Origin of the sequence: Roseospirillum parvum, from assembly GCF_900100455.1 — a bacterium.
Taxonomy (GTDB): Bacteria; Pseudomonadota; Alphaproteobacteria; order Rhodospirillales; family Rhodospirillaceae; genus Roseospirillum; species Roseospirillum parvum.
In genome coordinates this window covers 292,876-305,630 of the sequence record NZ_FNCV01000003.1, presented here as the reverse complement: position 1 = coordinate 305,630, position 12,755 = coordinate 292,876, and the positions used below count along the sequence as shown (strand labels likewise).

Below are 12,755 nucleotides of genomic sequence, written 5' to 3'. Positions count from 1 at the left end.
TGAGGCCGACCCGGCGGGCGTCGGGCCAAGGGGCGGGCAGGGAGCTCAGCAGATGGCGAACTGGGCCGCCACTTCCTCGGGCGTGGCGCTGGGCGCCGGGGCGGGCTGATAGACCGGCTGCGACCCCTTGTAGAGCACGCCGAGGGAAAAGCCATCGTCGTCCATCAGGCGGGCAAAGGCCTCGCGGCGGTCGGTGGCCGGCTCGGGATGGCCGAAGTGCTGGTGCACCCGGTTCTTGTACGCGCGCTGTTCGGGCCGGTAGGTGATGCACGGGCTGAGCACCTGGACCAGCGAGAAGCCGGGATGGCGGATGGCCTGACAGATCAGGTGGGCCAGGGTGTTGGGATTGGCCGTGAAGCCCCGGGCGATGAACTGGGCGCCCGCCGACAGGGCCATTTCCAGCGGCTGGAAGGCGCTGATGCCGGGGCCGTCCGGGGTCAGCTTGCTGGCCGTCCAGTCGGGCTCGGTGGTCGGGCTGGCCTGGCCCTTGGTCATCCCGTAGACGGCGTTGTCCATGACGATGTAGGTCATGTCGACGTTGCGCCGGCAGGCGTGGATGAAGTGGTTGCCGCCGATGGAGAACCCGTCGCCGTCGCCGCCGGCGGCGAGGACGGTCAGCTCGGGCCGGGCCAGCTTGATGCCCGAGGCCACCGGCAGCGCCCGGCCGTGCACGGAATGGAAGCCATAGACCGTGGTGTAGGCCGGAATGCGCGACGAGCAGCCGATGCCCGAGGCAACCACCGCCTCGTGCGGCGGAATGCCCAGCTCGGCCAGCGCCTTGGTGATGGCGGAAAGGACCGAGAAGTCGCCACAGCCCGGGCACCACACGGGTTTGACGTCGGACTTGTAGTCGCTGGCCTTGAGGACGGGGGCGGCGGTGTCGGCGTCGATGGCGCTCATGGTCGGCTCTGTCTCGGCTCTGCTCGGGAGGGGACGGGGCTCAGGCGGCCAGGGTGGTCAGGGCGCTGACGATCTCGCCGGGGCGGATGGTCAGCGGGCCGGCCCGGTTGAGGCTGTCGACCACCGCCGGCAGGCGGATATGGCCGGCCAGCAGGTGGCGCAACTGGGCTTCGTGGTTCTGTTCCACGATCAGCAGCTTGGTCGCTCCGGCCAGGGCGGCCTCCAAACGCTCGACCTGGACCGGCAGCAGCAGGCGCGGGGCGATCAGGCGCACCGGCAGGCCGGCCTCCGCGCAACGGGTCACCGCGTCGCGGGCAGCCCCGGTCAGCGAGCCGAAGGTGATCAGGGCCAGCTCGGCCTCGGGGTCGCCGGCGCGGATCGCCCAGTGGTCGCCGTAGTCGAACCTGTCGAGCTTGCGGCGCCGCTTGTCGAGCTGTTCCTGGTGGTGGGCGGCCTGGGTCGAAGGGGTGCCGGAAGGGGCGTGTTCCAGTCCGTCGGCGGTGTGCTGGCCGCCGGGCATGCCGGGCAGGGCGACCGGCGAGATGCCATCGGCGGTGATGCGATAGCGCTGGTAGTTCTCCAGATCGGCCGGACGGGCCACCTTGCGCCGCCCGATGAAGGCCACCTCGGCGGGCTTCTCGATCACCGCCTGGGCCTGACCCATGGCCTGGTCGGAGAGCAGGATGGCCGGACATTGCAGGGCCTCGGCCAGATAGACCGTCCACTGGGCGGTGAACACACAGTCGGCGATCGAGGTCGGCGCGGTGACGATGTGCGGCGCGTCGCCGTGCAGGCCGTAACAGGCGATGTTGAGGTCGGACTGTTCCGACTTGGTGGGAATGCCGGTCGAGGGGCCGCCACGCATGACGTTGGCGATCACCACCGGGGTTTCGCTGGCCACGCCGAGGCCGATGGCCTCGGTCATCAAGGCCAGACCGGGGCCGGCGGTGGCGGTCATCGAGGGCACGCCGGCGTAGCTGCCGCCCAGCGCCATGCACACCGAGGCCAACTCGTCCTCGCACTGGACCAGGGCGCCGCCCACCTTGGGCAGGTTGACGGCCATCCATTCCAGGATCTCGGTGGCCGGGGTGATCGGATAGGCGGCGACGAAACGCACGCCGCCGCGCAGCGCGCCCAGGCCGACCGCATCGTTGCCGGAAATCTGCCAGCGGCTGCCCGGGGCGGCGGGGCTGGCCTGGTCGAGCCGGGGCAGGCCGTCGACGGTGGCGGCCTCGGCGCCGGCTTCCACCGCCTGCCACGAGGTGTCGACCGCCTCGGCTCCCTTGCGGCCCAGCCTCTCCTCGATCACCTGACGCAGCGAGGCGGCGTCCAGGCCAATCAGGGTGGTGATCAGGCCCAGGCCGACCATGTTCTCGCGGCCGCCGGGGATGCCCTTGGCGATCTCCTTCAGCGGCACCTGGACCAGACGCGGCCCCGGCTCGCGCACCACCTCGGGCACCGGGCCCTGGCCGGGGTCGTAGATGACCACGCTGTTTTCGTTCAGCGGCAGCTCGGCGGCGAAGCGGTCGATGTTGCCCCAGTCGAAGGCCAGCAGCAGGTCGAAGATGTCGTCCGGGCCATCGACCGGGGCGGTCGACAGGCGCAGCAGGGCGGCACTTTCGCCACCCCGGATCTGCGGCCCCAGCGAGCGGCTCATCAGGCCATAGCAGCCGGCTCGGGCGGCGGCGGTGAGCAGCATCTGGCCGGCGGTCATCACCCCGGCGCCGCCGCTGCCGGTCAGGGCAATCGACACGGACGGATTGGACATGGGCTTCTCACAACCTCGGGATCAATTCACAACCTCGGGATCAATCAGCGCCGGCATCTTTGCGGCGTCTTTAAAGGTCGTCGGGGCCGGCCCTTGGCCCAGCGGGCCGGGCAGGTCTGGAAGGGGCACCTTTTGAAGGTTGAAGGGCGCCTTTTGAAGGGAGGGTATACACCAAGCCGACACATATTGCCAATCAAGCCCGGGGCGGCGATCGGTGACTTGGCGCGGCGGTCGTCCGTGGGGGTTGATAAGTCTCAATTCATGGCGCCGCGTGATCGGCTAAACCGGCAGGAAATGCAGGGTGGATTCCACCGTCGGCATTCCCTATAACCGGCCCGCCGAGCGGTACTTTCCGCCACCGCTCGCCGGGCCTTGTGCCTTGAAACCTGGGCCCCGTCACCCCGATTGACGTCCGGACGGTTCGCCCCAGACGTATCGCCCCAGAAGTATCGCCGAGGAGCTTTCCCATGGCCCTTTACATCAACGAAGACTGCATCGCCTGCGGGGCTTGTCCCACCGAGTGTCCGAACGACGCCATCGAAGAGGGTGACCCGATCTTCACCATTGATCCGGACCGCTGCACCGAGTGCGTCGGTGCCTTCGACGAGCCGCAGTGCATCGTGGTCTGTCCGGTGGAGTGCATCCTGGTCGATCCCAACCACGAGGAAAGCCAGGAAGAGCTGACCGCCAAGTACGAGCGGCTGCACGGCTGATCCCGCTTCCGGCCGGCGCGGCTTGCATGGCCGCGCCGACCGCCTGTGTGAGGCGCGGTCAGCTGTTGGCGCCGCGCGCCGCCGCCACGAAGCGGCCCAGCATGTCCGACACCGCCCCCTTGGGCAGCATCACCTCGACCAGCTGGAAGCGGCCGTGGTCGGCGTGGGCCGCCTGCAGCGCGCTTTTCAGTTCGGCCCGGGTGCTCACCCGGTGGCCGCGCCCGCCCAGGGTCTCGGCGATGTCGGCGAAGCGGAAGGCCGATAGGTCGTTGTAGCCGCCCTCGGGCTGGAAGGTGCGCAGCATCTCCCAGCTGGCGTTGTTGAAGACGATGACCAGCGGCGCGAAGCCCAGGCGCTGGCAGTTGCCCAGCTCCCAGCCGGTCATCTGGAAGGCCCCGTCGCCGACCAGGATCAGCGGCCGCCCGGCGTCGGTGGCGCACAGCCCCAACCCGGCCGGCACCCCGAAGCCCATGGTCGCATAGTAGCCCGGCGCCACCAGATGGCTGGGGGCGATGTCCATGGCGGTGAACAGGCAGTCGCCCATGTCGGCGGCGATGGGCATCGGACCGTGGGCGGCGAACAGGTCGTTGACGGCGCGGGCGATGTCGGCCGGGGCAACCGGCGCCTCGTCGGCGATCAGCCCGTGCGGCGGTTCGGCGCGCGGCGGCACCGGCCGGCCGGCCGGCGTGGCCTCTGGCAGACGGGCCAGCAGGGCGTCGAGCAGGGCTCCCAGCGGCACTTCGGGATAGACCGCGAAGCCCAGATTGACGGTGCGATCCACGGCACGGATGGCCCGCCTCAGGTCGATCCGCCGGGCCGAGACGCCGAAGTTGGTGTCCGACAGCAGCACCCCGAGCATGAGCAGGGCGTCCGCCTCCTCGATCGGCTGGCTGACCTCGGGATGGCCGGCCGGGCCCAGGTAGATGCCGAGCAGCGGCGCCTCGGCCTCGGCCAGCAGGCCGCGCCCCATGAAGGTGCTGGCCACCGGCAGGCCAAGCCGGCGGGCCAACGTCGCCACCTTGTCCTCCAGCCCGAAGCGGCGCACCTCGACGCCGATGATCATGGCCGGGGCGCGGGCCTCGGCCAGGCGCGCCAGCACGGCGTCGGCGCAGGCGTCCACGACCTCGGTGTCGATCGGCGAGGCGGGCAGCACCGGCACCGGGGCGCAGGGGCGGTCCACCTGATCGCGCGGCAGTTCGATGTAGACCGGCCGCGACTCCTCGCGGCAGCGGCGCAGCACCCGGGCCAGACGGGCCGGGGCCTCGGCCGGGTCGTCGAGCACGCACTGGTCGCAGGTGATTTCCGAGAAGATGCGGAACTGGGAATCGACGGTGCGGGCCTGATGATGCAACAGCAGCCCCCGGTCGCGCTCGGCCAGCCCCGGGGCGCCGGAGATCACCACCAGTGGCGATTTCTCGGCATAGGCTCCGGCCACCGGATTGACCATGTTCAACGCCCCGGCGCCATAGGTGACGGCGGCCACCCCCGGTCCGCCGTGCCAGCGCGCCGCGGCATCGGCGGCGAAGCCGACCGCCGGCTCGTGACTGAGGGTGAACAGGGGCAGGATGCCGGCCTGTTCGACGTGGCGGAAGAAGGGCAGGGCGAAATCGCCCGGGATGCCGAAGATCTCACGCGCCCCGTGGGCGCGCAGGGCATCCAGCAGGACCCGTCCGAGAGGGGCGGTGCCGGCGGCGGAAGGCATGGACATGGTGGGGGATTCCTGGAGCCGGGGGCGAACAAGGGGGAACCACATGGTGGCTTCCGGTTGTCGCCCAAATCGGCCTCCCCATCAATTCAATGATGGTGGCAGGGTCGCGGCCCGGTGGCGTTGCCCGCCGCCCTCAACTGGCCGGGACGTGGCCTGGGTCCGGCAATCAAGGGCGCCTGGCGATCCCCGAACGGTGAATTCCCAGAGATCGCCCCGTCGCGGCGCGCTTCAGTCGGCGGGCGTTTCGCTGGCGGCTTCGGAGGGCGACGGCTCCGGTGCCTTGTCGGGAACGTCGGCAGCGTCGGCAGCGTCGGCGGTCTCGGCCTTGGCGGCCGGTTTGCGACGGGTGCGGGGCTTGCGGGCCGGTTTGGCGGCGGGGGGCTCGACGCTGTCGGCGCCGGTTCCTTCGCCACCCTCGGCCGGGCCGGCTGCGGCGCCGCTTTCGGCGCTCTTGCGGCTGCGACGCTTGCGCGGCGCGGGCTTGGCGGTCGGCGGAGTCTCCTCGGCCCCTTCGGCCGGGGATTCCGCCGTCGTCTCGGCCGCTGCCTCGGCGGGGTCCGCCGCCTCCGCCTTCTTGCGCGTGGTGCGGCGTCGGGTCGGCTTCTTGGCCGGCGGCGCGGCGTCGTCGCTGGCGGCAGCAGTCTCGGGAAGGGCCTCGGGAGCGGTTTCGGAAGCTGCCTCGGCAGCGTCCTCACCCTGTGGCTCACCCTGTGCCTCAACCGTTGGCGCCTCAACCGTTGGCGCCTCAACTTGCGCCTCAACGCTGTCGGGCTCTGGCGTCGGCTCGGCCTTCTTGCGGCTGCGGCGCGGCTTGCCCTCGCCGACCGGCGCGGCCTTCTTGCGGCGGCTCTTGGTGGCGGGCTTGGCGGCGGGCTTGGAGTCCTCGGGCGCAATCTCGCCGTCGTCGTCGTCGCTGCCGCCGGCCGGGCGGGGTTCGATCAGCATGAAGGCCGGGATCTGATCGCCGAAGGCAACCACCGGCCGGTCGCCGCCCTCACGCCCGGAGTCGCCCCGCGATCCGCGATCCCGCCCGCGCGCCGGCCGCTCGTCGGAGCGGATCGGGCGGCTGTCCCGCGGCTCTTCCCGCTGGGCGTTGCGCTCAGGACGTTCAGGGCGCTCGGGGCGTTCAGGGCGCTCTCCGCGCTCAGGATGTTCACCGCGTTCAGGACGCTCTCCGCGCTCGCCTCGGGGCGGCCGGGCGGCGGTGCGCTCCGTCTTGGACGAAGAACGCCGGTCGCCGCGTTCGCCGCCGGCCCGCTTGTGGCGGCTCTTGCCGCCTTCCTGGCGGTCCTGCTCGGTGATCTCGCAGCGGTCGATGCCTTCCAGGACGATTTCCGGAATGGCCCGGCCGATGAAGCGCTCGACGGCGTCGAGATGCTTGCCGTCCTCCGGCGTGGCCAGGGTGTAGGCCTTGCCCTCGCGCCCGGCCCGGCCGGTGCGGCCGATGCGGTGGACGTAGTCCTCCGGGTGGTTGGGGACGTCGAAATTGAACACATGGCTGACGTTGACCACATCCAGCCCGCGCGCCGCCACGTCGGAGCAGACCAGAAGCCTGATCTGGTCGGCCTTGAAGCGCTCCAGGGTCTGGGTGCGCACGTACTGGGGCATGTCGCCGTGCAGGGCGACGGCGTCGAAGCCGTGCTTGTGCAGCGAGCGTTGCAGCACGTCCACGTCGCGCTTCCGGTTGCAGAAGATGAAGGCGTTGCGCACCTCCTCCATGTTCAGGACGTGGCGCAGTGCCTCGCGCTTGTCGATCACGTTCACGCAGACCAGATGCTGGGTCACCGTCTCGGCGGTGGAGATCTTGGGCGCGATGCGGATTTCCTTGGGGTTCATCAGGAAGGCGTCGGCCAGACGCTGGATTTCCTTGTCCATGGTGGCCGAGAAGAACAGCGTCTGGCGGATCGGCGGCAGCAGGCCGACAATCCGTTCCACGTCCGGAATGAAGCCCATGTCGAGCATCCGGTCGGCTTCGTCGATGACCAGGATCTTGACGTCGGTGAGCAGCAGCAGCCCGCGCTCGAACATGTCGAGCAGGCGGCCCGGGGTGCAGATCAAGACGTCGACGCCGCGCATCAGCACGTTGCGCTGCTCGACCACCGATTCGCCGCCGATCAGAAGGGCGTGGGTCAGCCGGTGATAGCGCCCGTAGTTCTTGAAGCTGTCGGCGACCTGGGTCGCCAGCTCGCGGGTCGGGGCGAGGATCAGCGAGCGCGGCATGCGCGCCTTGGCCCGGCCCTTGGTCAGGATGTCGATCATCGGCAGGGTGAAACCGGCCGTCTTGCCGGTGCCGGTCTGGGCGATGCCCAGCACGTCGCGGCCCTGCAGGACCATCGGGATGGCCTGGCTCTGGATCGGGGTGGGGGTCTCATAGCCCGCTTCGGTAACGGCCTTGAGGGTGTCGGCACTGAGGCCGAGGTCGGCGAAACTCATCAACTCTGACCGACTGTCCTTGAAGTTCGGATACGGGGGAAGTTCGGATAGGGAAATTTCGGATACGGCAAACCGGGGGGCAAAAATCAACCGGCGGCACGATGGAGCCGCCAGCGGCGGGCTGGACCCGGGCGACCGGCCACGCAACGCGGGGCCATGGCTCGAGGTGGTCCCGCGCCTTGGGAGCGGCGGTGTGCCCGGTTGACGCCTTGGTCCGGCGCGGTTCCGGCCGTCACGCCCGGTGCTCCGGCACGCAGCCCGACGCTTTTCCCAAGAGCCGGTTTCCCAAGAGCCGGTTTCCCAAGAGCCGGCCCACGGGGTCCCTGGATCCTTCGGGCGCCCGCCGAATGGCGGCGGCGGAGGGTGTCGGAACCCCGACCGGCGGCGGACTATCCGCCCTTGACCGGGGGCTGTCAACCTCCGGCGGCGTGGTGCCGCCGGTTTCCGCGCTGGGCGTGTCCCGGGTGCCACGGCCGGACGGCCGGCGCGATCAAGGCCGGGCGGCCCGCGTGAGCGGGGGAAGATGGTTTCTCCACCTCGCAATCTGCGCTAGCTTCGCCACCCGTCATGGCGTCTTTGCCGTTGCCATTCAGTCAGGAGACGAACCAATGCTGATGGACCATGCACGCGACGTGCTGCTGATGGTCGATGTGCAGGAAAAGCTGGCCCCGGTGATGGACGACCCGCGCCGGGTGTTGGTCAACGGGCAGCGTCTGATGAAGGGGGCGGCGCTGGTCGGCGTGCCGGTGCTGGTCAGCGAACAGTACCCCAAGGGCCTGGGGCCGACCATGATCGACCTGCGCGAATTGGCCGAGCCCGACGCCTTCTTGGAAAAGACCACCTTCTCCTGCGCCGGCGAGCCGTCGATCCTGCGCCGCCTGGAGCAGCTGGGCCGGCCCGGGGTGGTCATCGCCGGCATCGAGGCCCACGTTTGCGTCACCCAGACGGCGCTCGACCTGCACCGCATGGGCTACGCCACCCGGGTGGTGCGCGATGCGGTGTCGTCGCGCCAGCCGGAGAGCCAGGCGGCGGCCCTGGAACGTCTGGCCCGGGCCGGGGTGGACCTGGTGACGGTGGAGATGGTGCTCTTCGAATGGCTGGGCGACGCGCGTCATCCGGCCTTCAAGGAAATGCAGAAGCTGATCAAATAACCTGTTGTCAAACAAGGAAACGTTCGCAATGGAAAAAACGCCGCTGGTGCTCGTTCCCGGGCTTTTGTGTGATCACGGGCTGTGGGCCCGGCAGGTCGAGCCGCTGGCCGAGGTGGCCGACATCACCATCGCCGATGCGGCCGCCGGCACGACGGTTGACGAGATCGCCGCCAACCTGCTGGCCGCCGCGCCGCCGCGCTTTGCCCTGGCTGGCCTGTCCATGGGCGGCTACATCGCCTTTGCGGTGCTGCGTCAGGCCCGCGAGCGGGTCAGCCGGCTGTGCCTGCTCGACACCAACGCCCGGGCCGACCGCGACGAACAGAAGGAGCAGCGCCGCCAGTTGATCGAGATGACCGAGGGCGGCGGCTTCGAGAAGGCGGTGCGCACCACCCGGCCATTCCTGATCCACCCGGACCGCATGGCCGACGCGGCCCTGAACGCCGAGGTCGACGCGATGGCCGAGCGGGTCGGCGCCGAAACCTTCGTGCGCCAGCAGCGGGCCCTGCTGGAGCGTCCGGACAGCCGCCCCGAACTGGGCGCCATCGACGTGCCGACCCTGGTCCTGTGCGGCCGCGAGGATGCCCTGACGCCGCCCAAGGTGCACCAGGAGATGGCCGACGGCATCCCCGGGGCCCGTCTGGCCATCATCGAGGCGTGCGGCCACCTGTCGCCGCTGGAGCAGCCGGTGGCGGTCACCGCCCTGATGCGCCTGTGGCTGACCGGGCCGTGATGCCGGTCGTTTGATGGCCGGCCTGTCTCTCCCGCCGGCCGGGCCTTGCAGAAGGGGCGTCGCCGATGTTCCGTGACCCGTTGCTCGAACGTCGCCCCTTCCCGGAGGGCGCCACCATCTTCCGCCAGAACGACCCCGGCGATGCCGCCTATCTGGTGGAAAGCGGCAAGGTGGCCATCTACAAGCAGGTGGACAGCCGCAAGGTTCATCTGGGCACCCTGCACAAGGGCTCGATCTTCGGCGAGATGGCGGTGGTCGATGGTTCGCCGCGCATGGCCTCGGCGGTGGCGCTGGAGGCCTCGGTCCTGGTGCGCATCCCGGGCCGGGTGGTGCAGGACAAGCTGGGTCGGGCCGACCCGTTCATCCGTGCCCTGATCGACATCCTGATGGAAAACCTGCGCAACGTGCACGCCGTCTACATGACCCGGCCGCGCAGCATCGCAGATTTCGTGAAGGTGCTTGAGGGGCACTCGGACAGCCTGCGCCAGTGTGTCAATCTGGTCGGCATGGACGAGCTGTCCAACGAGATGCTGCGCGAACTGGGCGAGCTGGACGCCACCGTCAGGCGCCTGACCGAGCTGTCCGCCCGCCACGTCGCGCGCAAACTGGAGCGGCGGGCCGACGTCATTCCCGATCCCGGGGCCCTGCCGGAATAGGGGCGCCGGCCCCGGGATTCCCCTGGGCGCGTGAAGCTCGTTGACAGGGCAGGCGGCGCTGACTAGGGTGCGCTCCTCATTTCGGCGCCGCCGGCCCCTTGGGTCGGCGGCCCCGGTTTTCTGTTGCCGTAACGAAGCAAGCAAGAAGGATCTCCCCGATGCGGGTCCGCAACTCCCTGAAATCGGCCAAGACCCGGGACAAGAACTGCCGCGTGGTGCGCCGCCGTGGCCGGGTTTTCGTGATCAACAAGAAGAACCCCCGGATGAAGGCCCGCCAGGGCTGAGCCGACTGGGTTGCACGCTCCGCGCGACGTGGCCCCGGCGGTTTGCCGGGCGCCAGCGCAAAGGGTGCCCTGATTTGAGAACCGCCGATGACGCGTTATAAGACCGAGCAGGAAGCCTTCTGGGCCGGCGAGTTCGGTGTGGCCTATACTGAGCGGTCGACCAAGTTCCGCAGTGCGAATGTGGCCTTCTGGTCACGCATTCTGGAACTGACCGGGGTGCCTGGCAGCGTTCTGGAATTGGGCGCCAACGTGGGTCAGAACCTGCGGGCGATCAACGTCCTGAGCCCCGAGTCCCGGATGACCGGGGTGGAGATTCAGGCCGGCGCGGCGGCCGAGTTGGGTCGGGTGCCGAATGTGCGCGCCATCAACCAGTCGGCTCTGGAGTGGGAGCCCGATGGCCTTTACGACCTGGTCATCACCAAAGGCTTTCTGATCCATGTCGATCCGTCGGCGCTGCCGGGGGTTTACGACACTCTTCACCAGGCCGCCGGTCGCTATGTCGTCATCGCCGAGTACTACAATCCCACCCCGGTTGAAGTGACCTACCGGGGCCACCGGGAGAAGCTGTTCAAGCGCGATTTTGCCGGCGAGTTTCTCGACCGTTTCGATGACATGGAACTGGTCGACTATGGGTTCGTTTGGAAACGCGATCCGGCCTTCCCGCAGGACGACCTGACCTGGTTCGTCCTGCGCCGGCACGACTGATATTCCCCCTGGGGTGACACGGGGCAGCCCGCCACTGGCCGGGACAGACTCTCCGGTCGTCCGGTAGGCGGGGCGACGATCCCGCTTCCAAGTTGCGACAGCCTGTTGTTGCTGCTGGATTTTCTGGCCATACTGGCGGCCTACTGGGTCGCACGGCGTTCCTTCAAGGCCGTTCGGCGAACCTCATCTTTGCCCGCCGAGGTCCCCCCATGCGCATGCCCGAGCCCGACGCCACCACCCTGGACCGCCGCCTGTCGGTGGTCCACGAGCTCAGGCGCATGGTGCCCGAGCCGGGCGGGGTGATCCATGACCCCGACGAACTGGCGGTCTATGAGTGCGACGGCCTGACAGCCTACCGCCAACTGCCGCTGGTGGTGGTGCTGCCCCAGACCACCCGGCAGGTGGCCCAGGTGCTGAAATACTGCCACGAGACCGGGGTCAAGGTGGTGCCGCGCGGGGCCGGCACCTCGCTGTCGGGCGGGGCGCTGCCGCTGGCTGATGGCATCACGCTGGGCCTGGGCAAGTTCAACCGCATCCTCGAGGTGGACCTCGAGAACCGCTGCGCCGTGGTTCAGCCGGGGGTGACCAATCTGGCCATTTCCACCGCCGTGGCCGGGCAGGGGTTCTATTACGCCCCCGATCCCTCGAGCCAGATCGCCTGCTCGATCGGCGGCAACGTGGCCGAGAACTCGGGCGGGGTGCATTGCCTGAAGTACGGCCTGACCACCAACAACCTGCTGGGCCTGGAGTTCGTCACCATCGAGGGCGAGGTGATCCGCCTGGGCGGCAAGCACCTGGACAGCCCGGGCTACGACCTGATGGGGGTGATCACCGGCTCGGAAGGGTTGCTGGGCGTGGTCACCGAGGTCACCGTGCGCCTGTTGCCCACGCCGGCCACGGCACGCGCCCTGCTGATGGGCTTCGAGTCGTCGGAGGCGGCCGGCGACACCGTCACCGCCATCATCGCCGGCGGCATCATTCCGGCCGGGCTGGAGATGATGGACCGCCCGGCCATCCACGCCGCCGAGGCGTTCTGCCATGCCGGCTATCCGCTGGACGCCGAGGCCCTGCTGATCTGCGAGCTGGACGGCCCCGAAGCCGAGGTCGAGCACCTGATCGAGCAGGTGGCCGCCATCGCCCGGGGCAAGGGGGCCAACTCGCTGCGCGTCTCGGCCGACGAGGCCGAACGCCAGGCTTTCTGGGCCGGGCGCAAGGCGGCCTTTCCGGCGGTCGGGCGGATCAGCCCCGACTATTACTGCATGGACGGCACCATCCCGCGCCACCAGTTGCCCCATGTGCTGGGCCGCATGCGCCAGATGTCGGCCGAATACGGCCTCGACGTGGCCAATGTCTTCCACGCCGGCGACGGCAACCTGCACCCCCTGATCCTGTTCGACGCCAACCGCCCGGGCGACCTGGAAAAGGCCGAGGCCTTCGGGGCCGAGATCCTGAAGCTGTGCGTCGAGGTGGGCGGCGTGCTGACCGGCGAACACGGCGTCGGGGTGGAAAAGCGCGACCTGATGCCGGTGATGTTCGAACCGGTCGATCTGGCCCACCAGCAACAGGTGAAATGCGCCTTCGACCCCCGGCACCGGCTCAACCCGGGCAAGATGTTCCCGGAATTGCACAATTGTGCCGAACTGGGCCGCCTGCATGTGTCGGGCGGACGGATGCCGTTCCCCGATTTGCCGCGTTTCTAGGAATAAG

General features: G+C 69.4%; 11 protein-coding genes. 7 read left to right on the top strand and 4 right to left on the bottom strand.

The window, feature by feature from the left end; all coding sequences use genetic code 11:
• Window positions 1-45 precede the first annotated feature (45 nt).
• Together BLR95_RS06555 and BLR95_RS06550 are read right to left on the bottom strand one after the other, a co-directional pair.
• Window positions 46-900 carry a 2-oxoacid:ferredoxin oxidoreductase subunit beta gene (locus tag BLR95_RS06555; protein WP_092617194.1) on the bottom strand — a complete coding sequence of 285 codons (855 nt, stop codon included), beginning with the start codon at window positions 898-900 and terminating at the stop codon, window positions 46-48.
• A 40-nt stretch (window positions 901-940) separates the two neighbouring features.
• Window positions 941-2,668, bottom strand: coding sequence for a 2-oxoacid:acceptor oxidoreductase subunit alpha (locus BLR95_RS06550; protein WP_092617191.1), 1,728 nt, complete (start codon window positions 2,666-2,668; stop codon window positions 941-943).
• 467 nt (window positions 2,669-3,135) lie between these two features.
• Between BLR95_RS06550 and BLR95_RS06545 the strand changes: the two genes are divergently transcribed.
• Window positions 3,136-3,381, top strand: a complete 246-nt coding sequence (locus tag BLR95_RS06545; protein WP_092617188.1) for a YfhL family 4Fe-4S dicluster ferredoxin — start codon at window positions 3,136-3,138, stop codon at window positions 3,379-3,381.
• 58 nt (window positions 3,382-3,439) lie between these two features.
• Here BLR95_RS06545 and ipdC read toward each other — a convergent pair whose 3' ends face one another.
• Window positions 3,440-5,089, bottom strand: a complete 1,650-nt coding sequence (ipdC, locus tag BLR95_RS06540; protein ID WP_245689314.1) for an indolepyruvate/phenylpyruvate decarboxylase — start codon at window positions 5,087-5,089, stop codon at window positions 3,440-3,442.
• Between the two features lie 228 nt (window positions 5,090-5,317).
• Window positions 5,318-7,522: a DEAD/DEAH box helicase gene (locus BLR95_RS16320; RefSeq protein WP_092617185.1), complete on the bottom strand. Its 2,205-nt coding sequence runs from the start codon at window positions 7,520-7,522 to the stop codon at window positions 5,318-5,320.
• Between the two features lie 614 nt (window positions 7,523-8,136).
• Here BLR95_RS16320 and BLR95_RS06530 point away from each other — a divergent pair.
• From BLR95_RS06530 to BLR95_RS06505, 6 genes are all read left to right on the top strand, one after another.
• Window positions 8,137-8,673: an isochorismatase family protein gene (locus BLR95_RS06530; RefSeq protein ID WP_342719713.1), complete on the top strand. Its 537-nt coding sequence runs from the start codon at window positions 8,137-8,139 to the stop codon at window positions 8,671-8,673.
• A gap of 28 nt (window positions 8,674-8,701) precedes the next feature.
• The gene (locus BLR95_RS06525; protein WP_092617180.1) at window positions 8,702-9,403 is read left to right on the top strand and encodes an alpha/beta fold hydrolase; all 702 of its coding nucleotides are present in this window, start codon (window positions 8,702-8,704) and stop codon (window positions 9,401-9,403) included.
• A gap of 65 nt (window positions 9,404-9,468) precedes the next feature.
• Window positions 9,469-10,059, top strand: a complete 591-nt coding sequence (locus BLR95_RS06520; RefSeq protein WP_092617178.1) for a cyclic nucleotide-binding domain-containing protein — start codon at window positions 9,469-9,471, stop codon at window positions 10,057-10,059.
• Window positions 10,060-10,217: 158 nt separating this feature from the next.
• Entirely contained in the window at window positions 10,218-10,343 is a 126-nt protein-coding gene (ykgO, locus tag BLR95_RS06515; RefSeq protein ID WP_092617175.1) for a type B 50S ribosomal protein L36, read from the top strand.
• Window positions 10,344-10,430: 87 nt separating this feature from the next.
• On the top strand, window positions 10,431-11,048 hold the full coding sequence (locus BLR95_RS06510) for a pseudaminic acid biosynthesis-associated methylase (protein WP_092617172.1): 618 nt from the start codon (window positions 10,431-10,433) through the stop codon (window positions 11,046-11,048).
• 209 nt (window positions 11,049-11,257) lie between these two features.
• A complete protein-coding gene (locus BLR95_RS06505) occupies window positions 11,258-12,748 on the top strand; it encodes an FAD-linked oxidase C-terminal domain-containing protein (protein ID WP_092617169.1) in 1,491 nt (496 codons plus the stop codon).
• Window positions 12,749-12,755 lie beyond the last annotated feature (7 nt).